This is a genomic window from Acinetobacter sp. YH12100, from assembly GCF_013419135.1.
Taxonomy (GTDB): domain Bacteria; phylum Pseudomonadota; class Gammaproteobacteria; order Pseudomonadales; family Moraxellaceae; genus Acinetobacter; species Acinetobacter pseudolwoffii.
The window spans coordinates 51,430-74,978 of sequence record NZ_VPAQ01000015.1; the positions used below are offsets into that span (position 1 = coordinate 51,430).

21 protein-coding genes are annotated in these 23,549 nt (G+C 46.6%); 10 read left to right on the forward strand and 11 right to left on the reverse strand.

What is annotated here, in order from left to right; genetic code table 11:
- Nucleotides 1-41 precede the first annotated feature (41 nt).
- Together FTU40_RS11430 and FTU40_RS11435 are read right to left on the reverse strand one after the other, a co-directional pair.
- Nucleotides 42-1,898, reverse strand: coding sequence for a ferrous iron transporter B (locus FTU40_RS11430; protein ID WP_180040919.1), 1,857 nt, complete (start codon nucleotides 1,896-1,898; stop codon nucleotides 42-44).
- Complete coding sequence (locus FTU40_RS11435; RefSeq protein ID WP_004281065.1) at nucleotides 1,895-2,155, reverse strand: FeoA family protein; 261 nt, start codon at nucleotides 2,153-2,155, stop codon at nucleotides 1,895-1,897. The genes FTU40_RS11430 and FTU40_RS11435 overlap by 4 nt, the downstream gene beginning before the upstream one ends.
- 175 nt (nucleotides 2,156-2,330) lie before the next feature.
- On the opposite strand from FTU40_RS11435, the gene xerD reads away from it, so the two are divergent.
- The 4 genes from xerD to thrC all read left to right on the forward strand — a co-directional run bounded on the left by xerD (nucleotide 2,331) and on the right by thrC (nucleotide 6,787).
- A complete protein-coding gene (gene xerD, locus FTU40_RS11440; RefSeq protein WP_180040921.1) occupies nucleotides 2,331-3,248 on the forward strand; it encodes a site-specific tyrosine recombinase XerD in 918 nt (305 codons plus the stop codon).
- Between the two features lie 99 nt (nucleotides 3,249-3,347).
- Nucleotides 3,348-4,160 carry a DsbC family protein gene (locus FTU40_RS11445; protein ID WP_100329427.1) on the forward strand — a complete coding sequence of 271 codons (813 nt, stop codon included), beginning with the start codon at nucleotides 3,348-3,350 and terminating at the stop codon, nucleotides 4,158-4,160.
- A 125-nt stretch (nucleotides 4,161-4,285) separates the two neighbouring features.
- On the forward strand, nucleotides 4,286-5,590 hold the full coding sequence (locus FTU40_RS11450; protein ID WP_005094444.1) for a homoserine dehydrogenase: 1,305 nt from the start codon (nucleotides 4,286-4,288) through the stop codon (nucleotides 5,588-5,590).
- Between the two features lie 57 nt (nucleotides 5,591-5,647).
- Nucleotides 5,648-6,787: a threonine synthase gene (gene thrC, locus FTU40_RS11455; protein ID WP_005094446.1), complete on the forward strand. Its 1,140-nt coding sequence runs from the start codon at nucleotides 5,648-5,650 to the stop codon at nucleotides 6,785-6,787.
- A gap of 55 nt (nucleotides 6,788-6,842) precedes the next feature.
- Here thrC and FTU40_RS11460 read toward each other — a convergent pair whose 3' ends face one another.
- Nucleotides 6,843-7,910 carry a serine hydrolase gene (locus tag FTU40_RS11460; protein ID WP_141667085.1) on the reverse strand — a complete coding sequence of 356 codons (1,068 nt, stop codon included), beginning with the start codon at nucleotides 7,908-7,910 and terminating at the stop codon, nucleotides 6,843-6,845.
- A gap of 219 nt (nucleotides 7,911-8,129) precedes the next feature.
- Here FTU40_RS11460 and FTU40_RS11465 point away from each other — a divergent pair, with 219 nt between their 5' ends.
- From FTU40_RS11465 to FTU40_RS11475, 3 genes are read left to right on the forward strand one after another with little or no spacing between them, the layout of a single operon-like run.
- Nucleotides 8,130-8,765 carry a response regulator gene (locus FTU40_RS11465; RefSeq protein WP_005108454.1) on the forward strand — a complete coding sequence of 212 codons (636 nt, stop codon included), beginning with the start codon at nucleotides 8,130-8,132 and terminating at the stop codon, nucleotides 8,763-8,765.
- Between the two features lie 22 nt (nucleotides 8,766-8,787).
- Nucleotides 8,788-10,353: a PAS domain-containing sensor histidine kinase gene (locus FTU40_RS11470; protein ID WP_100329451.1), complete on the forward strand. Its 1,566-nt coding sequence runs from the start codon at nucleotides 8,788-8,790 to the stop codon at nucleotides 10,351-10,353.
- 15 nt (nucleotides 10,354-10,368) lie between these two features.
- The gene (locus FTU40_RS11475) at nucleotides 10,369-11,793 is read left to right on the forward strand and encodes a sigma-54 dependent transcriptional regulator (RefSeq protein WP_180040923.1); all 1,425 of its coding nucleotides are present in this window, start codon (nucleotides 10,369-10,371) and stop codon (nucleotides 11,791-11,793) included.
- Here FTU40_RS11475 and FTU40_RS11480 read toward each other — a convergent pair whose 3' ends face one another.
- The 4 genes from FTU40_RS11480 to lptF form a co-directional block, all read right to left on the reverse strand.
- On the reverse strand, nucleotides 11,794-12,966 hold the full coding sequence (locus FTU40_RS11480) for a S41 family peptidase (RefSeq protein ID WP_180040925.1): 1,173 nt from the start codon (nucleotides 12,964-12,966) through the stop codon (nucleotides 11,794-11,796).
- A 31-nt stretch (nucleotides 12,967-12,997) separates the two neighbouring features.
- Nucleotides 12,998-14,545 (reverse strand): 2,3-bisphosphoglycerate-independent phosphoglycerate mutase, encoded by a 1,548-nt coding sequence (gpmI, locus tag FTU40_RS11485; RefSeq protein WP_180040927.1) that lies wholly within the window; start codon nucleotides 14,543-14,545, stop codon nucleotides 12,998-13,000.
- 124 nt (nucleotides 14,546-14,669) lie between these two features.
- The gene (gene lptG, locus FTU40_RS11490) at nucleotides 14,670-15,740 is read right to left on the reverse strand and encodes an LPS export ABC transporter permease LptG (RefSeq protein WP_100355203.1); all 1,071 of its coding nucleotides are present in this window, start codon (nucleotides 15,738-15,740) and stop codon (nucleotides 14,670-14,672) included.
- Between the two features lie 2 nt (nucleotides 15,741-15,742).
- A complete protein-coding gene (gene lptF / locus FTU40_RS11495; protein ID WP_005094462.1) occupies nucleotides 15,743-16,843 on the reverse strand; it encodes an LPS export ABC transporter permease LptF in 1,101 nt (366 codons plus the stop codon).
- Nucleotides 16,844-16,999: 156 nt separating this feature from the next.
- Here lptF and FTU40_RS11500 point away from each other — a divergent pair, with 156 nt between their 5' ends.
- Genes FTU40_RS11500 through FTU40_RS11510 form a run of 3 tightly spaced genes read left to right on the forward strand, consistent with a single transcriptional unit; the run spans nucleotide 17,000 to nucleotide 19,504 of the window.
- Nucleotides 17,000-18,448 carry a leucyl aminopeptidase gene (locus FTU40_RS11500; protein ID WP_005094464.1) on the forward strand — a complete coding sequence of 483 codons (1,449 nt, stop codon included), beginning with the start codon at nucleotides 17,000-17,002 and terminating at the stop codon, nucleotides 18,446-18,448.
- Complete coding sequence (locus FTU40_RS11505) at nucleotides 18,441-18,848, forward strand: DNA polymerase III subunit chi (RefSeq protein WP_005169032.1); 408 nt, start codon at nucleotides 18,441-18,443, stop codon at nucleotides 18,846-18,848. The genes FTU40_RS11500 and FTU40_RS11505 overlap by 8 nt, the downstream gene beginning before the upstream one ends.
- 26 nt (nucleotides 18,849-18,874) lie before the next feature.
- Nucleotides 18,875-19,504, forward strand: coding sequence for a hypothetical protein (locus FTU40_RS11510; protein ID WP_180040929.1), 630 nt, complete (start codon nucleotides 18,875-18,877; stop codon nucleotides 19,502-19,504).
- Nucleotides 19,505-19,834: 330 nt separating this feature from the next.
- Here the strand turns inward: FTU40_RS11510 and FTU40_RS11515 are convergent, their stop codons facing one another.
- The 4 genes from FTU40_RS11515 to ribD form a co-directional block, all read right to left on the reverse strand.
- The gene (locus tag FTU40_RS11515; protein ID WP_005169036.1) at nucleotides 19,835-20,380 is read right to left on the reverse strand and encodes a VTT domain-containing protein; all 546 of its coding nucleotides are present in this window, start codon (nucleotides 20,378-20,380) and stop codon (nucleotides 19,835-19,837) included.
- A 109-nt stretch (nucleotides 20,381-20,489) separates the two neighbouring features.
- Nucleotides 20,490-21,149, reverse strand: a complete 660-nt coding sequence (locus tag FTU40_RS11520) for a riboflavin synthase (RefSeq protein WP_179999282.1) — start codon at nucleotides 21,147-21,149, stop codon at nucleotides 20,490-20,492.
- A 22-nt stretch (nucleotides 21,150-21,171) separates the two neighbouring features.
- Complete coding sequence (locus FTU40_RS11525; RefSeq protein ID WP_005094477.1) at nucleotides 21,172-22,464, reverse strand: DNA adenine methylase; 1,293 nt, start codon at nucleotides 22,462-22,464, stop codon at nucleotides 21,172-21,174.
- Entirely contained in the window at nucleotides 22,461-23,549 is a 1,089-nt protein-coding gene (gene ribD / locus FTU40_RS11530; RefSeq protein ID WP_005169044.1) for a bifunctional diaminohydroxyphosphoribosylaminopyrimidine deaminase/5-amino-6-(5-phosphoribosylamino)uracil reductase RibD, read from the reverse strand. The genes FTU40_RS11525 and ribD overlap by 4 nt, the downstream gene beginning before the upstream one ends.

Below are 23,549 nucleotides of genomic sequence, written 5' to 3' on the forward strand. Positions count from 1 at the left end.
ATATACTCAGGCAAGCTCAACGGGCCGAGGCCAACCTGAGATTAGCCCAAATAATATGAAGCAATTTGATAAGTCAGGAATGACATGAAATATGCCAAGCCAAACAGGTAAACCGTCATGATACTGACCGTTTTCCAGGAACCAGTTTCACGTTTGACTGTCGCCAAAGTTGCCAGACAATGCGGTGCATAAATAAACCACACCAGTAAAGACAGACCTGTCGCCACTGACCAGCCCAGATCACCACCACTACTGATGAGTGAAGAGAGACCTTCGGACATTGCATCGTCATCTACGGCAGACAGTGCATAGACAGTGCCCAATGCAGCAACCACCACTTCACGTGCTGCCATGGCTGGAATCAAGGCAATACAGATCTGCCAGTTAAAACCGAGCGGTGCAAAGATTGGCTGCATCAGATGACCGAGCATACCTGCCAGTGAATAATCAATCGCCGGCAAAGTCGCACCTTCTGGGGGTTGCGGGAAGGTACACAGGAACCAGAGTACAATCGATAAGGCAAAGATGATACCGCCGACCCGCTTCAAGAAGATTTTGCCGCGATCCAGCAAGCCGATCCAGACGTTTTTCAGATCCGGGAAACGGTAGCTTGGCAGCTCCATCAACAGCATGTGCTGGGATTTATCTTTATGGAAAAATTTCAGTACAAAAGACACCGCCAGAGCACTGACAATACCCGCCATATACAGGCCAAATAACACCAGACCTTGCAGGTTCATAAAACCCCAGACAGTTTGCTGTGGAATGAAAGCTGCAATCAGCAAGGCATATACCGGCAAACGTGCTGAACAGGTCATCAGCGGTGCCACAAAAATCGTGGTTAAACGATCTCGCGGATCACTGATGGTCCGCGATGCCATGATGCCGGGAATGGCACAGGCAAAGCTGGACAATAACGGAATAAAGGCACGTCCTGATAAACCGGCTTTAAACATCAGTTTATCGAGCAAGAAGGCTGCACGCGGTAAATAACCCGATTCTTCCAGTACCAGAATAAAGAAGAACAGAATCAGAATTTGTGGCAGGAATACGACTACTCCGCCTGCACCGGCAATAATCCCATCTACCACCAGACTATTCAGTAATGGGTGCGAAATATATTCGCCGAGGAACTCACCCAGCCAGCCGAAGAAGGTTTCAATCCCATCCATAAACGGCGCAGCCCAGGCAAATACCGCCTGGAAAATCACGAACATCATTACGGCTAAGCTGAGTAAACCCAATACCGGATGTAGAAAAATCTTGTCGAGGAAGTCGGTACGTTTATCTTCCTGATCGACGAAATTGACCACGTCGTTCAGAATGACTTCCACCTGCTGATGCGGGTCACCCTTTAAGCCACTCAGTTCAGTCTGCGGTACCGAGAATTTTCCCTGATCCAGGGCATTCTTCAGGTTTTCAATCCCTGAACTGCGTACCGCTACAGTTTCCACCACGGGCACGCCGAGACGTTCAGACAGCTTCTGGGTATTGATTTGCATCCCACGACGGCGTGCTTCATCCATCATGTTGAGTACAACCAGAATCGGACGACCCAAAGCAATCATTTCTAGGACCAGACCCAGATGCAGTTTCAGGTTAGTGGCATCTACTACACATAAGAATGCATCCTGCTGCTGTTCTTCTGCGATTTTACCTTGCACCACATTACGGGTGATTTCTTCATCCGGACTGGTCGCATCCAGACTATAAGTTCCTGGCAAATCCAGTACCCGCACCGCTTTGCCTGAAGCAAGCTGAAACGTACCGACTTTACGTTCAACCGTGACCCCCGCATAGTTACCAACTTTTTGGCGTGTTCCGGTTAAATGGTTGAATAATGAAGTTTTACCGCAATTAGGGTTACCGACAAGGGCAATACGTAATGTATCACTCATGCCGACACCGCCTGTTCGATTTCAATTTTGGCTGCTTCTGATTTACGCAAAGCAAAACGGGTAAATCCAACTTGAATCAAAATGGGATCTCCACCAAAAATACCTTTCGTAATCACCTGTACCTTCGTACCCGGCACAAAGCCTAGAGTTTCCAAACGACTCGCGACGACATCGTGTAGAGCACTTTCACCATCAGTTGTTCGACTCACTTTTCGAATGATGGCAATTTGTTTTGCTTTTAAATCAGACAAACGCACCGTGAAATTCCTGAACTATTTTGTACAGTATACAAACAAATGAGAATAATTAACAAATAAGATTGATTACATGCTGAATTAGTTTTTATATCACATCGACAGTCTGGTGAAATTAAACTACAGTGGAGAATACCTATTAAATTCATCGCTTTTTCAGATCAGATCCTTGCACCCTATGCTGAATAAAAAACCCCGTATTCCCGCCCCGGTTCAAATTCCTGAAGCCTTGAGCTATTTACAGGGTTTTCGTGATTATCTGATTGCGCAAACGGTCAGTCCACACACCCGAAATGCCTATTTATCTGATTTGCTGCAATGTGCAGAATGTCTGAGCAAGCCTTTGCCAGAATGGACCCATGACGATATTTCCGATGTATTGATTGCACTGACCAAACAGCAAAAAAGCCCACGCTCAATTGCCCGCTGTCTGTCAGCCTTGCGTTCATTTTATAAATTTCTGCGTGAACAGAAGCTGCGTAGTGATAATCCGGTGGCAGCGCATAAAACCCCGAAGCTTGGCCGTGCCTTGCCCAAAGATTTGTCTGAAGCCGATGTTGAGGCCTTGATTGATGCCCCCGATATCAATACTGCTTTAGGCCTGCGTGACCGTGCCATGTTTGAAGTGCTGTATGCTTGCGGTTTACGTGTCACTGAACTGATTAACTTACGTCTGGAACTGATTAACTTAAAACAGGGCTATTTACGCATCGTCGGTAAAGGCAATAAAGAACGTCTGGTACCGATGGGCCAAATGGCCTGTGAATGGGTAGAAAAATATTTAACCGAAGCCCGTCCACAATTATATAAAACTTCGACCGATTATCTGTTTTTGACTCAGCATGGCGGGATCATGAGCCGGCAAAATTTCTGGTATGCGATTAAACGCTATGCTTTACAGGCCGGAATTGCATCCGAGCTGTCACCGCACACCTTGCGGCATGCCTTTGCAACGCATCTGCTCAATCATGGCGCAGATTTACGTGTGGTACAGATGCTGCTTGGACATAGTGACCTGTCGACCACCCAGATTTATACCCATGTCGCGCAAGTGCGGATGCAGCAGCTGCATGCAGCGCATCATCCACGGGCTTAAAACATCTACATATGGAATAAACTGAGAAGTTTGACGTGTTTGTATTTTTTTTTGTTATGCTAATGCTCTGTTTTTAGTCCAAGAAGAAAAGGGTTATTTATGACATTTGCCCGCTCAAAAGTTTTTATGGCTTGTACACTTGCTGCTGGTTTGGGGCTTAGCGCATGTTCCAATTCCGATAACAACACTAAAAAGCAAGATACACTGACTGCAAGTGCACCAGCAACGGGAGAAGCCTCTACCCTGACCGAACGCAATGCACAACAGCGTCTGGTCTCTACCTTGGAAAAGCATTTCAAAACTGCGGGGATCAGTGCCAAAATTATCGATATTAAAACCACCGAAGTACCGAACCTGTTCTGGGTCAGTCTGGAAGGTATGTCTGCGGTCTATGTCACCAGCGATGGTAAATACCTGATTCAGGGCGACGTGATCCGACTCGGTGATAAACAGCTGCATAATGTCAGTGAAAACCTGCAAGCCGGAATCAACAATAAACTCTTTGCCGAACTGAAAGCAGAAGATCTGCTGATCTATCCGGCCAAAGGCAAGGCCAAGCATGTGGTCTATGTCTTTACCGATGTCAGCTGTCCGTATTGCCATAAATTCCATGAACAAATGGATGAAATGAATAGTAAAGGTATTGAGGTCCGTTATATCGCCTGGCCGCGTGGTGAACAGCATATGCCGGCCATGGAAGCAATCTGGTGTAGTGCTGACCGTCATAGTGCTTTTGATCAGGCCATTGCCGGCGCACAGATTAGTGCAGAGAAATGTGAAAATCCTGTTCAAGATCAATATCACATGGGCCTGAATATGGGCGTCAATGGCACCCCTGCCATTTATAGTTCGGAAGGGGTTTACCTCGGCGGATATCTGTCTAGCGCTGAATTATTGAAGCGACTTAAATAACTCATTTTAATACGTTATTTAACTTTATTTTATACATAAAGATATTCTGAAATGACCCTAGAGTCATGGCGTTTTTTTAGCTATGATCTAGGTTCTCGTAAAAAACTGTTTATTTGGAGTGTGACGTGAAACCAGTTCGTCTGGCTATCCTCGGTCTTGGTACTGTAGGTGGTGGTGCCTTGAAACTATTAAAAGAAAATGCTGCTGAGATTAAACGTCGCACCGGTCGTGAAATTGAAATTACCTATGTAGGCACCCGTCGTCCACGTCCTGATCTGGACCTACCTGCATCAGTGAAACAAAGTGCAGACTTGATGGACATCGTGCGTCAACCTGACGTAGACGTGGTGGTCGAAGTCATGGGCGGGATTCATCCTGCTTTTGAAATTATTATGGAAGCCATGAAACATGGCAAACATATTGTCACTGCCAACAAGGCGCTATTGGCTGAACATGGGAATGAGCTGTTTAAAGCGGCTGAAGACAACGCCGTGCAGATTGCCTATGAAGCGGCAGTGGCTGGCGGTATTCCCATTATTAAAGTGATTCGTGAAGGTCTGGCGGCCAACAAGATTGAATGGCTGGCGGGCATCATCAATGGTACGGGTAACTTCATTCTCAGCGAAATGCGTGAAAAAGGCCGTACTTTTGAAGACGTACTCAAAGAAGCACAAGAACTCGGATATGCCGAAGCCGATCCAACCTTTGACGTGGAAGGTATTGATGCTGCACATAAGCTGACCATTCTGGCTTCATGTGCCTTTGGTATTCCGCTACAGTTTGACAAAGTCTTTACTGAAGGTATTGGCAAAGTCACTGCACAAGATGTGAAATATGCAGAAGACCTCGGTTTCCGTATCAAGCACCTGGGAATTGCACGCCGCACTGATGCCGGGATTGAACTCCGTGTTCATCCAACCCTGATTCCTGAAGAAGAACTGATTGCCAACGTCAATGGCGTGAAAAACGCCGTACTGGTACAAGCCAATGCGGTTGGCCCAACGCTCTACTACGGCGCAGGTGCGGGTGCAGGCCCAACGGCTTCTGCTGTGGTCGCAGACGTGGTGGATATTGTCCGTGATATCATTTATACCGAAGACGGTGCCGGAACCATTCCGCAACTGGCCTTTGAAGCACTGACCGATTTACCGATCTTGAGTCGTGAACAAATGACCACCGGCTATTACATCCGTATTAATGCCGAAGATCAAATGGGCGTGCTTGCCGATGTCACCACGATCCTCAGTCGTGCCGGGATCAGTATTGATGCCATCATGCAGCAACCTCGCTTAAAAGACCTTATTCCGATCGTGATTCTGACCGATCCTATCGTCGAATCAAAAATGGATGCAGCGCTCTCACAAATTCAAGCATTACCCGTCATTCATGGCGAAATTGTACGAATTCGTTTAGAATCGCTTGATAATTAATCGGGTTAAGGGGAGTATTTCCCCTTGCCAAGCTCTACACACAATTGGAACATCATCATGTCGAATGCCAATCGTTATACTGGTTTAGTTGACCGCTATCGCGACCGTTTACCAGTGTCTGCAACTACTCGTGCGATCTCTTTGGGTGAGGGTAATACTCCACTGATCAAGCTTGAGAATATTCCACGCATTATTGGTAAAGATGTTGAAATTTATGTGAAGTACGAGGGCTTAAACCCGACTGGTTCATTTAAAGACCGCGGTATGACTATGGCAGTGACCAAAGCCGTTGAAGAAGGCTCTAAAGCCATCATCTGTGCATCCACTGGTAATACTTCTGCTGCTGCGGCTGCATACGCTGCTCGTGCCGGTATCAAAGCATTCGTGCTCATCCCGGAAGGCAAAATTGCCATGGGTAAAATGGCCCAAGCGATGATGTATGGTGCAATCACCATGCAAATTCGTGGTAACTTCGATGACGGCATGCGTCTGGTGAAGGAAGTTGCTGATCAGGCACCGGTAACGATTGTAAACTCAATCAACCCGTACCGCCTGCAGGGTCAAAAAACCATTGCTTACGAGATCGTTGAAGCTTTAGGTCGTGCCCCGGATTACCACTGCCTGCCAGTGGGTAACGCAGGTAATATCACTGCACACTGGATGGGCTATACCGAAGCGGTGGCCAATCAGTCGAAAGAAGAATTTGAGCAAGTGATTTACGATGCTGAAACCGATGCTTTCACTGGTCCTAAACCGGCTGGCTTGCCAATCATGGCCGGTTACCAAGCGTCTGGTGCTGCTCCGTTCCTGCGTGGTGGTCCAGTAGAAAATCCGGAAACTGTTGCAACTGCAATTCGTATTGGTAATCCGCAAAGCTTCAATCATGCCAAAGCTGTCGTTCGTGATTCAAACGGCTGGTTTGATGAACTGACGGATGCTGAGATTCTTGAAGCGCAACGTCTGCTGTCGATGTATGAAGGTGTATTCGTAGAACCTGCATCTGCTGCGTCTGTTGGCGGTGCAATCCGTGATATCAAAGCAGGTAAAATCGCTGAAGGTTCAGTAATCGTATGTACCGTAACCGGTAATGGTCTAAAAGATCCAGATACCGCGATCAAACAATGTGCCGATGCGGTGATGCTGTCTATCGACGCAACCATGGCTCAGGTAAAAGACTCTATTCTGTCGAACATGTAATTTCAGCCAGAATAAAAAACCCTGCATTTGCAGGGTTTTTTTATGAGTGCAGAGATTAGATTCGTTTTGGTTGCTGGCTCACCCAGCTCATCAAACGGGTCGCATCATTGGTACGCGCCTGTGAGCTATTTGCACCTAACAGTACCACTGCCACCGGACGGTTATTCAGGGTCGTATGCATCACTACACAGCGCCCTGCTTCATTAATAAAACCGGTTTTAGAAATATTGATATTCCAGCCGCCGTTACGCACCAGTGCATTGGTATTATTCGATTTCAGTACACGATAACCCAAGTTAAAGTCATAGCTTGGTGTGGTCGAGAATTGACGAATCAAACCATATTGAGAAGCGGTATTCACTAAAATACCCAAATCACGTGCTGATGCCACATTTCCAGGGTGTAAGCCGGTTGATTCCATAAAGCGGGATGAATTCATGCCTAAGGCCTTGGCCTTACTGTTCATCGCTGCAATAAATGCACTGCGACCACCTGGATACGTTCGCGCCAAGGCTGCAGCTGCCGGGTTTTCAGACTTCATTAGAGCAAACAATAAAGCTTCGGCACGGTTCATGCTATCGCCAGCACGTAAGGTCGAGCTTGAGCTTTTACAACCTGCGCAAGAGAAATCAGCCTGTTGCAGCGTGATTTTTTCTGACATGTTTAAACGTGCATCGGAAATCACCACTGCTGTCATTAATTTGGTAATAGATGCAATCGGCAAAGCGGTATTGGTGTTTTTGCTAAACAGCACCTCACCGGTTTGCGCATCCATAACCAATGCAGCACGGGCATTTACAGAGGGTTGATTGCTATAACTGTTTGTATCAAAAATCTGTGTTGTTTTTGCTGGTTGCTGAACACTGACCGACTGCTGGGTGCTCGGTACACTCTGACGCAAGGTCGTGGTCACGGTGGCTGAACCGGGTGGCGAAGGCTCATCAGCAGCCACACGGAAATCATCACTCATCAGCTGATTGACTTCCTCAGAAGACCAACTAATGCTGGATCCGCCCTCTGTCGTGCCAGAATTCATAATGATTTCAGCAAAACTTGTCGCACTCATGCTGACTAACACGGACAGGCCCAATACATGCCTTAAAGACTTGTTTATTTTCTTCACTATTTCTTCACTCAACTAACAGAGGTAAGATTGATTTGCGTATTACCTCTAATATGCCTTACATTTAAACACATTGCAGAACATTTTTTGATCTTGACACTGTGTGATAAGTTTCAGATTTTATCTTGCGAATAGGATTGCTAATTTTGTACTTTCATTGCAAGCTTATTTTGCTTTATGTAACAAAAAAATGATTTTTTTAACAGAGGGAGAGCGTAGGTGATCACAGTTTTAGTTGTGGACGACCATGAATTAGTACGTACTGGAATTTGCAGAATGCTGGAAGACCATGCGGAGGTTCAGGTGATTGGACAGGCTGAATCTGGTGAAGAAGCGATTTCTCTGGTTCGTCAGCATCATCCGAATGTGGTTTTACTGGATGTGAATATGCCGGGCATTGGTGGCGTAGAAACCACGCGTCGTCTGCTTCAGAGCGCCCCTGAAACCAAAGTACTGGCTGTCAGCGGTCTGGCAGAAGAACCCTATCCTTCGCTGTTATTAAAAGCCGGAGCCAAAGGTTATATTACCAAAGGGGCGCCGATTTCAGAAATGGTTCGCGCCATCAATAAAGTCATGCAAGGCGGTAAATATTTTAGTGCCGACATTGCAGAACAGTTAGCGAGTTCTTACCTTTCTGATACACAGCAATCGCCTTTTGATGCACTGTCAGAACGTGAAATGCAAGTGGCGATGATGGTGGTGAACTGTATCAGCGCGCAGGAAATTGCTGACAAGCTCTTTGTAAGTGTTAAAACCGTGAATACTTATCGTTACCGTATTTTTGAAAAACTGAATATCGATAGCGATGTTAAACTGACTCATCTAGCCATGCGCTATGGACTGATTAAACCTTAGTCTTTAACGAGTTCCGGTGCATATGGCACAACAATCCAGTTATTCTGCACTCAATCAATATCATCTTGGTATCTGGTATAGCGCTTATCGCCTACTGATCAGCACCGGTTTGTTGCTGATTTTCCTGCTGACTTATCCCGATATGACTGCGGATTATCAGTATCCTAAACTCTATCACTATGCCTTAATGATTGGCGTCGCCGTCAATACTGTGCAGCTGTTTACGCTAAGATGGGTAAAGCGCCTGATTCAGCCACAGTTCATTCTGATTTTTGCCAGCGATGTCTTTTTTCTTAGTTTATTGACCTTGGCCAGTCAGGGTCCAAATGTCCATCTCGGACTGATTTTTGTTATTACCATTTTTTCAGCCTCATTATTACTGGATGCCAAGAAAGCCCTGATCATCACCCTGATTGCGGTAATTAGTATCATCTATCAGCATTTTATCGGCAGTATTTTTGCCTTTTCCTCACTTTCCAATATCGGGAATAGTGCCCTGCTGGCCTTTCTGTTTTTTGTCGTCTATGGCTCAGGACAAATTGCGGTACGGCGCTTTCAGATTCTAGAAAACCTAAATTTTTCTCAATCGCTTGAACTATATCGCTTACAGAATATTAACCGCTATATTCTGGAACAGATTGAAACTGGCTATCTGGTCTTAGATGAGAATTACCATGTGGTGCTCAGTAATCCAGCTGCCTGTCATCTGCTGGGCATTGAACCAATGTATGCCCATGAAAGATTTTCGTTATACCAATCTCAAAATGACTTGTTTGAACTGATCCAGTTTGAAACGCTGGAAAATGGCGAGCGTTTTCAATTTGAATCACAGCAAAGTCGCTATAACATTCATGTACAGGTACAAAAGCTGATTGTGCCGCATCAAACCCTGATGTTATTGGTGTTACAGGATGCCAAAAAACTCAATCAACAGGTGCAGCAACTCAAGCTTGCTGCACTGGGCCAGCTTTCAGCCAGTATTGCGCATGAAATTCGTAATCCATTGGCAGCTATTGTGCAGGCCAATGATTTATACCTTGACTCTGACAATGAACAACAACAAGTACTCAACCAGATGATTGGCCGACAGGCGACCCGGATCGACCGGATTATTCAGGACACGCTGAATATGGTCAAAAATAAAGAAACCCATCCGGTGCCGATTCATCTCAATGAATTTATCCCGTTATTTATCCAGGAAGATTTGGCCGATATTTGCGATCAGATTCAATTTAATATTGATGTGCCGCTGCTGATTCAGTTCGATGAAGCACAATTTCGTCAAGTCCTGATTAACCTGCTTCGCAATGCCATCCGTCACAATTCAGCAGATGCCAATTACATTCAGCTGAATATACATCCCTATGAACATCGGGTCTGGATTGATATCCGGGATTTCGGCTCAGGTGTAGCCATACACGACCAGGCCCTATTATTTCAACCTTTTTTCAGCACCTCGATTAGTGGAACCGGATTAGGACTGTACTTATCACATAGTTTTTGTGAAGCAAATCAGGCACAATTAAACTATATACAACAAGAACAGGGCGCATGCTTTCGCATTAGCTGCCAACGTATTACGGTATAAAGGGGTTTAAGGGAAATGAGTGTGGAACAACAGCCACTGGTGCTCTTGGTGGATGATGAAGAAGATTTATGCACCCTCATGCAAATGTCGTTGCTGCGGATGGGGATTCGTACGCACATCGCACATTGTCTGCAAGATGCTAAAAAATGTCTTGCAGATCATCAATATGATGCCTGTTTAACTGACCTGAACTTGCCCGATGGCAATGGTTTGGAGTTACTGGAGTGGATTGGCCATCTCTACCCTGCACTTCCGGTCGCGGTTCTGACCGCCTATGGCAACATGGAAATCGCGATTGCTGCACTCAAGGCCGGTGCCTTTGACTTTGTCAGCAAACCGATCAATCAGAAACATCTGGAACAGCTGCTACAAAAAGCACTGAATAAACCGGTGGATTATTCCCATAATAATCTAAATGATGCTTTAGAACATAAAATGCTGATTGGGCAATCGATACCGATTCAGCACTTACGTATTACCTTACAAAAAATTGCCCGCTCACAGGCACCGGTTTTTATTACTGGCGAATCGGGAACTGGCAAGGAAGTGGTGGCCAATCTGGTCCATCGCCTGAGCAACCGTAATGAAGGCCCTTTTATTGCAATTAACTGTGGTGCGATTCCCACTGAACTGATGGAAAGCGAACTGTTTGGGCATAAGAAAGGCAGCTTTACTGGCGCCGCTCAGGACAAACAGGGGCTGATTCAATCGGCACATGGCGGCAGCCTGTTTCTGGATGAAATTGCCGAATTACCACTTGCTATGCAGGTCAAACTGTTACGTGCCGTACAGGAAAAACGTATTCGTCCCCTCGGTTCAGATACTGAGATTGATGTGGATTTCCGCGTCATCAGTGCCACGCATCAGGATCTGGAAGCCTTGGTACAACAAGGCAAATTCCGTCAGGATTTATATTTCCGTATTCATGTGATGGATCTGACTTTACCGCCGCTGCGTGAACGGAGTCAGGATATTCTCTTGCTGGCCGAACATTTTATTCAGAAGATTTGCCAGGAATGGGGCATTGCCAATAAAAAACTGACAGAACGCAGTAAAGAATTTTTATTGGAACAATATTATCCGGGTAATGTACGTGAATTGCGTAATATTATGGAACGTGCAATCACCTTGAGTGATGAAGAGCGGATTGATCTTCAGCACCTGCAAAGTGCACCGTTACGTCAGGCTCTTAACAGCGCTCAGGAGATGAATACGCTCACGAGCGAGATCATTGCGACTGACACCCTGATTGCCCCGAGAAAGCTCCCAGAAGAAGGCCTAGAGCTATATTTAGAAAAGATTGAAAAAGAAGTTCTACTCAATGCGCTGAATCTAACGCACTGGAACCGCACACTGGCCGCGAAAAAGCTCGGTATGTCATTCCGCTCTCTACGCTATCGTTTGAAAAAGTTCGGACTGGATACTGAGGAAGACGAATAATTATTTTTGCAGGAGCAGCAGGTCTGTGACGTGTTCCAGATAGCTCTCCTCACGCATTTCCTGCTTAAACGGATAACTGAAATGTGGCTGCACGCCCCGCCCTTCAATCATCTGACCACTCGGACTGAAGTATTGTGCCACTGTCATTTGTAAAGCAGAACCATTACTCAGTGGAAATAGCTTTTGTACCACACCTTTGCCATAGCTTTGCTCACCGACCACCCAAGCCCGGCTATGTTCTTTCAATGCTGCCGTAAAGACTTCAGCTGCCGAAGCTGAACGGTTATTAATCAGAACGCCCACTTTCAGATTCTGAAATTCAAAACTCGGCAAGGCCTGAAATTGCTGATTACCTTCAGCGCGGCTTTTGGTCGACACAATTACACCCTGATTCAAAAATAAATCGGCCGATTCTACTGCGGCAGAAAGTAAGCCACCCGGGTTATTGCGGAGATCAAACATCACCGCTTTTAGGCGTCTGTCAGCGTAGCTTTCAATCAGGCGTTTGATTTCATTGGCTGTATCTTGCTGGAAAACTTTGACCTGCAATACCAGTACCTGATTATTGTGCAGACTGGATTTAATTTCAGTATCAAGCTTGGTATTCCTTACCAGACGAACCACCAGACTTTGCGGGGAAAGCTGGATCATGAGCGTTGAGCCGACCGCTCCGCTCAATAACTGCCGCACCTGTTCCTGATTCAGGCTACTCAGTACCTGATCATCAATTTTATAGACCGTGACACCATTACGCAGTCCCTGCTTGGCAGAATCGGCATCGGCATTCAGGCCCTGAACCACCCATTGCTTCATCCGCGGGTCAAATTGCAGATCAAAATCAATGCTGGCCAGATCACCTTCAGTATATTCACGTAGCTGCTTATAATCTTCAGGAGACAAATAACGCGAATAGCGGTCTAAGCCACTGACCAGCCCTTGGATTGCCTGTTGGAACAAGGCGTCGTCATTTTTGTCTTGAATATAATTGTCTTTGACGATGCCGTAAATTTGTACAAATTCTTGAATGGATGCCACAGGAATTTCAGTATAAACCTGACCATCCATTTCCATATCATCGAATACCGGCTCTTTTGAGCCCGCACCCCAGGCCGAATGACTCAAACACATCAGTAAGCATGGTATAACGACAGACTTCCAATGTGTTGTTGCCATTTTTTACCTTTCTTTAAAATCTTATCGAAAATTATTGATTCAGTTTAATCAGGTTGCGACCTTGCATTTCCGCAGGGACTGGAACTTGCATCAGACTTAATAAGGTCGGTGCGACATCTGCCAATACGCCACCTTCTGCGATCGTGGCCTGAGTTGGACCTACATAAATAAATGGAACCAATTCAGTGGTATGTTGAGTATGCACCTGACCACTGTGATAGTCCTGCATCTGCTCTACATTACCATGATCGGCAGTGATAAGCATATGACCTTTTTGCGCCATCACCGCCTCATAAACCCGGCCTAAGCAGGTATCGACCGCTTCGACCGCTTTCACTGCGGCATCAAAAACACCGGTATGACCGACCATATCACCATTGGCATAGTTCACCACCAGCAGGTCAAATTCGCCTGAATTGATCGCAGCGACCAGCTCATCAGTCACTTCATAAGCACTCATTTCCGGTTTGAGGTCATAAGTTGCTACATTTGGTGATGGAATCAGGATACGTTTTTCACCCGGATATTCATCTTCACGACCGCCACTAAAGAAGAACGTCACGTGTGCATATTTTTCAGTTTCAGCAATACGCAATTGGGTTTTACCCAGATTTGACAGGTATTCACCAATCGAGTTGACCAACGCTTCTGGCATATAGGCCACAGGCGCATCAATCGTTGCTTGGTAACGCGTCAACATCACAAACTTGGCTAAGTTCGGCACCACTTTACGTGCAAATCCAGCAAAGTCCTTTTCAACAAAGGCTTTGGTAATTTCACGGGCACGGTCAGCACGGAAGTTCATGAAGACCACGCTATCACCATCCTGAATTTTTGCCAGCTCACCAATGCGGGTGGCTTTGACAAACTCATCCGACTCATCTGCGGCATAAGCCTGTTCCAGACCTTGAACTGCGGTGGCAGCTGTACGGGCCGCTTCGCCTTCAGTCAATAAACGATAGGCCTGTTCGACGCGATCCCAACGGTTGTCACGATCCATCGCGAAGTAACGACCAATCATGCTGGCAATACGACCCTGACCCGGATATTGTGCAAACAGCGCATCCAGTTTTTCCAATGACGGTTGGGCACTTCGTGGCGGCGTATCACGACCATCCAGGAAAGCATGCAAATAAACTTTGACACCACGTTTGAGTGCCAGTTCAGCCATCGCAACAATATGGTCTTCATGCGAATGCACACCGCCTTGAGATAAAAGGCCGAGCAAATGCACTGCACCACCTGAAGCTTTGGCTTTCTCCACCGCATCGACGAGTACTTCATGATTGAAGAAATCACCGGTACGAATGTCTTTGGTAATCCGGGTAAAATCCTGATACAGCACACGACCTGCACCGAGGTTCATATGTCCGACTTCCGAGTTCCCCATCTGGCCATCTGGCAGACCAACATCTTCGCCTGAACCCGAGATCAAACCATGCGGATGCTTGTCCTGCATTGCAGTTAAATTTGGTCGTTTAGCTGCTAAAAACGCGTTGTCTTCGACCGCTTCGCGATGACCCACACCATCCATAATCACCAAAACGTGAGGGATTTTGCCAGCAGTTGCATCCGTCATAATGAAATACTCTGTTCGTCTACGAATTAATCGCTCTATTTTAGCGAAGTTTGCAAAAAGAGGCCATGACCAGAGTATGGTTTAAGCCGCTCATCGCGATTGATTTGTTCTATTTTCCTGGGTCTTAGCGTGCCCGATGCAGCAGGTAACCCCCAATACCGAACATGATCAGAATCGGAATAAAGACAAACCATGCCGGAGATGGCGCATAGACCAGACTGGCATAGCCGAGGAAATCCTGTAGATAGAAAAAGCCCAGACCGGCAAATAAGGCAATCACCAGACGAAAACCCATGGATTGCTGACGCAGCGGCCCGAAAATAAATGAACAGGCAATCACCACCAGTGCAATCAGGGCAAAAGGAGAACCGAGTTTCTGCCAGAAAGCCAGTTGATAGGTTTTTGGCACCTGACTATATTCATGCATATAACTTGTGAAACTGACCAGTTGGCTCGGTGACAAGTCTTCAGGATCGATGGTGACCATATGCACATATTTTGGCTGTAATGCCAGTGCCAAAGGTTGCTGTTCCTGCTTGATCAGGGTAGCACTACCATTTTGCAGAATATCGAACTGCTCGGTATTGCTTAATGTCCAGGAGCCATCTGTGACGAATTCGCCCTGATCCGCTTGCAAGGTGCCGCGTAAGCGATAATTTTCATCAAAATCCAGCATCTGCACATTTTTCAGCTGACCTTGCGAATTGGCATAATCAATATAAATAAAGCGCTGCCCTTCCCGTGTCCAGTAACCCCGCACTTCGCCCAGTTGCGCGGCTTTACTCGAACTTTTTACGCTCTTGGCCTGTTCATTGGTATAAGGAATCACCCACTCGCTCAAGGCAAATGACAAGACCACCAGCAGTAATGCTGAACGGATCACCCAGCCAACAATCCGCCACAGACTGATCCCGATCGAGCGCATCACAATCAGTTCACTATTTGAGGCTAATGTGCCCAAACCTAAAACCGCACCGATCAGCGCCGAGATCGGCAGAATTTCATAAAGATAATTCGGAGCACCCCAGAGCACATATTTCAAGGCATCCCAGGCGCCATAACCTTCTTTTAGTGAACCCAGCTCACCCAGATAAGTAAATAACACCTGTAAACCCGCCAACACAGCGGTTGCACCCAGCATCGCCAGCGCAGTGGTTTGGGTCACATGTTTTGCAACTATACGACGTGCCAACATTATTAAGACCTCACTCGCTGAATCTGTTTCTTGATTTTCGGGGCCAAATTCTGTTTACGTGAGAACAAGGCACCCGCAATCGCATAAGCAATCAGGATCAATGGATAAGCCCAGATCCCCATTTCCTCTTTACTGATCCGGGTTTTCACGGCCATTAACGCCACAATCAGACTGGCAAAAATCATGAGCGCCGGAAATAACTTGAGATAACGACCTTGGCGTGGACTCACTTCAGACAAGGCCACGGCCAGAATCAAAGCAATCAGAATCGCAAATGGTACAAATACCCGCCAGCCTAATTCACTGGCCACCACAGGATCCTGACGGTTCTGCCACAATTGCGAGGTTGGCAGGGCTTCAACTTCAGCACTGGCAAACTGTGCTTCCTCATCATTTTCTAAACGCAGACGATAGCTTGCAAATTCAGCCTGGGTATATTGCGGAGTGCCCGGATAAATTTCATAACGGCGACCTTGAACCAGATCGACCACATTGGCCGCATCATTTGGCACCTCGATGCGGGTGGCTTCTTGGGCCAGAATCATCACATCCGGTTTACCGGGTTTTTCTGCCCGCTGATAGAAGAAAATATCTTTTAAGTTCTTGCGGTCTTCAGACAGATCACCGGCATAAATGGTATAGGGGCCAGAGGAAATAAATTCTTTGGGTCGTACCAGATCAAAGCCGGTGCGTACCGCCTGACTGGTGGTCAGCGCTTCAAACTGGCGGATTCCCCATGGCGCTGCCCAGAGCATCAAGCCGGCTTGAGCAATGAGAAACACCAAGGTCATCGGCACCAGAAGGCGCGCCAATTGATGCCGACTGACACCACTGCCATTCATCACCGCCATTTCATGGTCGACATATAAACGGCCAAATACCAGCATCAGGCCAATAAAGAAACCGAGCGGAAGAATTAAGGTTAAAAACTCAGGCAAACGGTAGCCAATGATGCTAAATAAAATGCCTGCATCCAGACGGCCTTGCGCTGCGACACCAAAATACTTGATCAGTCGGCCACCCATCATGATCAAGGTCAATAAGGCAATCACCACCAAAGATGTCGAGACAACTTGCTTGACCAGATAACGCCGAATAATCAAATTAATTCTTCCAAAATAAGGTCTATAAAACGAGTGCTAGTTTACCCGAATAGCAAAAATATAAAACCTAGACGGCCCTACCCATTGAAACTCTATTCAGATAAATGGTTCAATGACTGAATGATTTACAAATCTAGACAGGCGTGAAAACAGAATATGAAACTTACAATTAATACGTCATTCCCAGAGAATGGATCAAGTCAATCTTTGTTGATTTTAGTTGACTCAGAACAACTTCAAAATACCACCTCAACCTATCAAATCAACAATTTAGACCGATTAATTGAAGCATCTCAGTTCAAAGCAGCTTTAGCTGAAAGTCTGAGCCTGATTGGCCAAGTCAGCCAGTCCAGCCATGCAGCACTGATCGGTTTAGGCAAAGTCGCTGAATTGCAACCAGCAAAACTCGCAAAAATTGCCCAGACTATTATTCAGGCCACTCAAAAAAAATTCAAACAGATTTCTGTAGACCTGACACAACTTCCACAAGAATTGCATTATCTGTTTGCTCTGGCTTTGACTCAAGCCAGCTATGGTTATGATGAATATAAGTCGAAAAAGAATGAATTTGTACTTGAACAGATCGACCTGATTGCCACGCATAGCGTTTTAACGACAGAACAGCTGCAACTGGTTCAAGCAGTACAGAGCGGGCAAAACCTGGCACGTGATCTGGGCAACCGTCCGGGCAATATCTGTTTCCCGGAATATCTGGCAGATCAGGCCATCGCCTTGGCTGCTGAATATCCGGATCTACTGAAAGTCACGGTACTGGATGAACAACAGATGGCAGATTTAGGCATGGGTGCCTTCCTTGCAGTCAGCCAGGGTTCAGAGCGTCCGGGTCGTATTATCAGCATTGAATATCAATCAGAGCGTAGTGAAGCGCCAGTGGTACTGGTCGGTAAAGGCATTACCTTTGATACCGGTGGTATTTCACTCAAACCTGGCGCAGGTATGGATGAAATGAAATACGACATGTGCGGTGCAGCCTCTGTACTGGGTACCATGCGTGCATTGTGTGAGTCCCGCTTAGCTCTGCATGTGGTAGGAACCATTGCCGCAGCAGAAAATATGCCTTCAGGTAAAGCCACTCGTCCGGGTGACATCGTCACGACGATGAGCGGTCAAACGGTTGAAATCCTGAATACCGATGCCGAAGGTCGTCTGGTGTTATGTGACACCCTGACCTATGTGAAACGTTTCAACCCTGCTCTGGTGATTGATATTGCGACCTTGACCGGTGCATGTGTGGTGGCTTTGGGTTCCGTGCTGACAGGTCTGTTCACACCAGATGATAAATTGGCAGCAGAACTGGAAACTGCCGGCCAGCATTCATTTGACCGGGTATGGCGTATGCCGGTCATAGATGACTATCAGGAACAACTCGATTCACCATTTGCCGATATTGGCAATATCGGTGGCCCAAAAGCTGGTTCTGTCACTGCAGCCTGCTTCTTGCAACGTTTTACCCGTGAATATCGCTGGGCACATCTGGATGTTGCAGGTACAGCATGGAACTCAGGTGCCAATAAAGGCGCAACTGGGCGTCCAGTGCCATTATTGATGCAGTTCCTGGCCAACCGCGTTCAAACGAATGGCTAAGGTCAGCTTTTATTTATTTGAAAAAAGTCCTGAACGACAAGTCGAAAGTGCTTGTCGTTTATGCCGCAAGATTCTGCGCCAGCCGGCGCGGATCTGGTTACTATGTGCCGATGCAGCCTTGCAGCAGCAGCTGGATGAACGCCTGTGGAGCTTTGATCCCGCGAGTTTCATTCCGCATGGCATTGATCAGCCTGAGGCGAGCGTGTGTATTTCGGCAACATTGCCTGAACAGTCCGACTGGATTATTTTCAATTTTAATCCGGAAGCACTTGAACCTTACGCAAAATTTAGTCACATTATTGAGATCATTGAAAACCATGAAACGGCTAAACAGCTGGGTCGTGAAAAATTCAAACAATATCGTCGTTTAGGTATTGAGCCCAACACCCATAAGCTTTAACCGATATCACCCACAAGGAGAGGCATGTGGCATTAAATGTAGGTCCAGATTTTAAACAGCGCTGGTTAAATGTGCCGGAAGCTGTACGTCAGACCTTTATCGATGACCTCTCTCGGATCTGTGACATTTTAAAGCCTGAAACCTCTTTAGAAGAATGGCAGATTCGTGATCAGCGCTTACAGCAGGAATCTGAACGCAAGATTGAAGAAGCCTATGCGCAGCGCAAGGCTGAATTGATTGAGGCTGCACGTATTCGCAGACAGCTGGCACTCGAACAGGCTCTGGCCGATAAACGTGCCGCAGAGCAGGCTGCGATTGCACAGCTATATCAGGATGAACAGCGTAAATTTGCTGAGCAGACCCAAGCCCTCGCTGACATAAACCTCAGTCTAGAGACAGAAATGCAGCACTATGTTGCCCGTTATCAGAAAAATCCTGAGCATAGTTTTGACTTTGCCCAAGGTCGTATCCAGATTCAAGACCACACCATTTTATCCGAATTAGAGAGTGTGCGTTTGCGTCTGGAACTTGAGGCAGAAACGGTGATTGAACAGACCATCAACGCACTAAGAGAACAAATGCGTGTGGCGGCCCAAGAAGAAATCGACTACATACTGAAAAATTCAGAATTTTCCGAGCAAGTGAGACCTGATTAAAAATCCCAACTCATATAAAAAGTCCGCTCATTCGGTAATGCTGATCAGTTAAGGAGTTTAGAAATAGATGCTTTAACTGTTTAGCCGTTCACGATGGAGCCTTAAGGTTTTACATCAAACATCTGTAAATTATTGGTTAATTTGGTTTTGCCCAAATGAGAAGCGGAGCTTCGCAAGGAGGACATCTTGCGGTGCAATTCACCGCATGCCTCAGACAGTTGCGGATGACCTTTCCATCCATCAAATATAATTATGAATTTAAAAAAGAAAATACCAGTCAATTGCTTAACTAACTGGCATCCGGCTGATTCGGATTTTTAATTTGATCTTTTAGAGCACATCGGCCAGCATAAAGGCAGCATTTCCAAGCAGATAGCCAATAGTTAATAAAGTACCAATCCAGAGAATACCACCCGTAATATTATAAAAGCTGAATGTGGCAAAACTCATATGGGCTGAACCGGCAGCAAAAGGGCCAAATGAACGAACAAAAGGAATAAAACGCGCAATCAGAATGGTTTTACCGCCATGTTTCATAAAATAGTGATTGGTTTTCACCATATATTCCGGCTTGAAATAGCGTGAATGCCGATTAAAATATTTTAGACCCAGCACTTTTCCAGTGTAATAATTCACGGTGTAGCCGAGTACCGATGCAGTAAAGAGCAGTAATCCCATCGAATGCAGGGTCAATATATCGCTGCTGGCACATAAAGCTCCTACAGCCAGCAATAAACTGTCACCGGGCAGAAAAAAGAAAAATACTGAGCCGGTTTCCGCAAAAATCACCAGAAACAGGATCGCGTAGATCCATACCCCATATTGATCAAGCAATAGCGGTAATGACTGTTCCAAGTTGAGTAAAAAATCGAGCATTCGACCCGTCCACCAAGGCAATATTTGCAAATTGAATTGCTGATTATCCCGAAAAATAAAAAAACAGTCTAATTTTTCAATCAGACTGTTCAGTATTTAAGCATTCCGCTTATTTTAAAAAGCCATTTTCAGCCAGAAAATCCATGCTGATCTTAGACTGTTCAGTGGTATCTGCGGCTTTATCACCGAGCAATAAACGCTCGATATAACGTGCCAGCACATCCACTTCCAGATTGACCTTGCTACCCACTTTCCAGGTACTGATATTGGTACGTTCAGCCGTATGCGGAATCAAGTTCAGACTAATCACACAGCCACGCAAGTGATTAATGGTCAGGCTAATACCATCGACTGTGACCGAACCTTTTTCTGCCAGATATCTGGCAATTTCAGCCGGTGCAGTGACTTCATAATAAATCGAGCGTGCATCTGCACGCACCAAAGTGATCTCGCCGACTGCATCGACATGACCTGAAACAATATGGCCGCCAAAACGCGTGGTCGGCAACATGGCTTTTTCGACGTTAACAGGTTGACCGGCTTTCCAGTTGCCCAGTGTCGTCCGGTTCAGACTTTCACGGGACACATCAGCTGCATACCAGTTTTCGCCCCAGTCTATGACTGTCAGGCAGATGCCATTTGTAGCAATAGAATCACCCAGATGTACATCCGACATGTCCAGGTCAGTCTGGATACGTAAACGTACATCACCACCCACACTTTGCAGACTGTCTACTTTGCCAAGGCTTTCGATAATACCTGTAAACATTTTTATTTCCTTTTCTATTCTTTTACCAGAGTGCCAACTGGGTACTGACACCGGTGGTATCCACACCGCCCAATTCTGCATAATGATGCAACTGGCTGAGGAGTTGACGGATCGGTGGACCTGACCTGGCATGGGTATCGGTAATCACAATAAATTCCAGTACGCGTGCACGTTCAGATTGGCGCTGTTTGCTGACCCGATAACGTGGTACATCCTGAGTCAGCAAGGTCACCCGGCCACGTTTCAGGTTGGCCTGCAATAAATCAGTGGCGCTGATATTACCATCCGTTGAATAACTGGTCAGAATGAAACGCGCATTGATGGTCGCCAACAAGTTTTCATAGGCTTCTTTGGCATATTTGGAAGAGTTGTACTGGCTCGGACGCTCTTTGCGCCATGCCCGGTCAATCCCGCTCTTGAAGCCCTTGGTATCTGGCGTCGGTAAATCGGCCTGATCCCATAAGGTCAAAGCATTCAGGACATGGTAATTACTGCTATAGGCATGCTGATTATACGGTGGATCCAGATAAGCCACATCTACTTCAAAACCGCTCATCTGATTGGCCAGATGCTGGGCATCGACACACCACATTTCGGCAGCCATACCTTTCTTCTGATCCGACTCGCAAAAGCGGCTTGGGGTCAGCCACAGTAAAGATTCAATCCGTTCCAGCGCCGTTTGGGTTTTTCCGCCCCAGCCGTGGTGGAAACTCTTGAAAACGCCCGAGGTATTGCTGACAAAACTGGCTGAATACAGTAATGGTGCCAGCAAGGCAGACATCTCTACATCGTCAATGGCACCTTGGGCCTGCCAAGCTGCAATCTGCTGACGAATCGCATCAATACGCATGCCGTTACGACGTTTAAAGAACAAACGGTCACGGGCGGGATCATAAATTTCATCATTGCGCGGACACAGGTTATGCGTGACCCAGCCTTTCACTTCCGGCAGACGGTTCAGATAATCAATGGCTTTCTGATAGCCACCCAATTCTTTAAACGCCGGTGCTTCAGTACAGGCCAGCACCGCATGATTCAATGCATGGCTATAGGGTTCCCAGTCATTGGCAATCACGCGATAACCATTTTGACGGGCTAAGCGTGATACCACACCAGAACCAGCAAAAAAATCAGCAAAAATCGGCGCACGGCCATCTTCACGCTTCAGAGTTCCTGTAATTTCAAGTGCTTCCAGAATCAAATGTAATAAACGGCGTTTGTTGCCCAGATAAGGAACCAGCTGATGGAAAAGATATTCATCGGTGGTACGTGCCGCATGGCGACGTTTATGATAAACCGTAGACTCTGAACTCATAGTGTCTCTTGAAAAGGAATTAACCTGAAGCGCACGTCATCACCCAAGCGAGTCACATCGCGCAGCTTAAATCGGAGTTGTTCTGCCATAAGGCTGAATTCTGCATTAAACATAGTACGTGCAGACTGACCCAATAAGGTCGGTGCAACGTAACTGATCAGTTCATCAACCAATTGTTCTTGTAAAAATGCCGTAGATAAGGTCGCCCCTGCTTCCACCAAGACATCATAAATCTGATGCTGCTCAGCCAGCTGGGACAATAATTGTTTTAAAGGCTGTACCGGCAATTGTAACACACCCAGATCGGCCAGCTCTTGCCGAAAAGGTCCCATCACCAACACGGTGTCGGCTTGCGCTAGAATTTTCGCCGTTAATGGCAAACGCCCCTGACGATCCAAAATGATACGCTTGGGCTGTACTACTGTTTCAATATCTTCAATGCCATCGAGTTGCCGCACATTCAGCTGACAGTCATCGGCCAGAACTGTTTCAATCCCAGTGATGACTGCACCGGAAATGGCCCGCCAATACTGCACGTCCTGACGCGCCTCGGCTCCGGTAATCCATTTCGATTCACCGGATGCCATCGCCGTACGGCCATCCAGACTGGATGCAATTTTAAGTCGCACATACGGCATGCCGGTCGCCATGGCTTTCAGGAAACCTTGATTCAGCTGATGCGCTTGTTCCTGACCAATCCCGACTTCAACATCGATACCGGCATCTTTTAAAATCTGTACACCCTTGCCCGCCACCAGCGGATTTGGATCAGGACAGGCCACGACCACTTTAGCCACACCAGCTTCAACCAGACCCTTGGCACATGGCGGCGTTCGCCCATAATGCGCACACGGCTCCAAAGTGACATACGCGGTTGCACCACGTGCCTGCTCACTAGCCTGACGCAGCGCGAATACTTCAGCATGCGGCTGCCCTGCTTGAGGATGAAAACCCTCACCGATAATGACGCCATCTTTGACAATGACACAGCCGACATTCGGATTGGGCTTGGTCGAGTATTGACCTTGCTGGGCAAGCTGAATTGCGCGGCGCATCCAGACTTGATCTTGATTCAGTTCAGACAT

Coding starts and splice junctions, on each gene's coding strand:
- FTU40_RS11430 (WP_180040919.1), bottom strand. CDS start 1,898: ATGAGTGATACATTACGTATTGCCCTTGTCGGTAACCCTAATTGCGGT.
- FTU40_RS11445 (WP_100329427.1), top strand. CDS start 3,348: ATGACATTTGCCCGCTCAAAAGTTTTTATGGCTTGTACACTTGCTGCT.
- FTU40_RS11505 (WP_005169032.1), top strand. CDS start 18,441: ATGGCTAAGGTCAGCTTTTATTTATTTGAAAAAAGTCCTGAACGACAA.
- ribD (WP_005169044.1), bottom strand. CDS start 23,549: ATGTCTGAACTGAATCAAGATCAAGTCTGGATGCGCCGCGCAATTCAG.
- FTU40_RS11525 (WP_005094477.1), bottom strand. CDS start 22,464: ATGAGTTCAGAGTCTACGGTTTATCATAAACGTCGCCATGCGGCACGT.
- FTU40_RS11520 (WP_179999282.1), bottom strand. CDS start 21,149: ATGTTTACAGGTATTATCGAAAGCCTTGGCAAAGTAGACAGTCTGCAA.
- FTU40_RS11480 (WP_180040925.1), bottom strand. CDS start 12,966: ATGGCAACAACACATTGGAAGTCTGTCGTTATACCATGCTTACTGATG.
- FTU40_RS11475 (WP_180040923.1), top strand. CDS start 10,369: ATGAGTGTGGAACAACAGCCACTGGTGCTCTTGGTGGATGATGAAGAA.
- gpmI (WP_180040927.1), bottom strand. CDS start 14,545: ATGACGGATGCAACTGCTGGCAAAATCCCTCACGTTTTGGTGATTATG.
- thrC (WP_005094446.1), top strand. CDS start 5,648: ATGTCGAATGCCAATCGTTATACTGGTTTAGTTGACCGCTATCGCGAC.
- FTU40_RS11470 (WP_100329451.1), top strand. CDS start 8,788: ATGGCACAACAATCCAGTTATTCTGCACTCAATCAATATCATCTTGGT.
- xerD (WP_180040921.1), top strand. CDS start 2,331: ATGCTGAATAAAAAACCCCGTATTCCCGCCCCGGTTCAAATTCCTGAA.
- FTU40_RS11500 (WP_005094464.1), top strand. CDS start 17,000: ATGAAACTTACAATTAATACGTCATTCCCAGAGAATGGATCAAGTCAA.
- FTU40_RS11515 (WP_005169036.1), bottom strand. CDS start 20,380: ATGCTCGATTTTTTACTCAACTTGGAACAGTCATTACCGCTATTGCTT.
- lptG (WP_100355203.1), bottom strand. CDS start 15,740: ATGTTGGCACGTCGTATAGTTGCAAAACATGTGACCCAAACCACTGCG.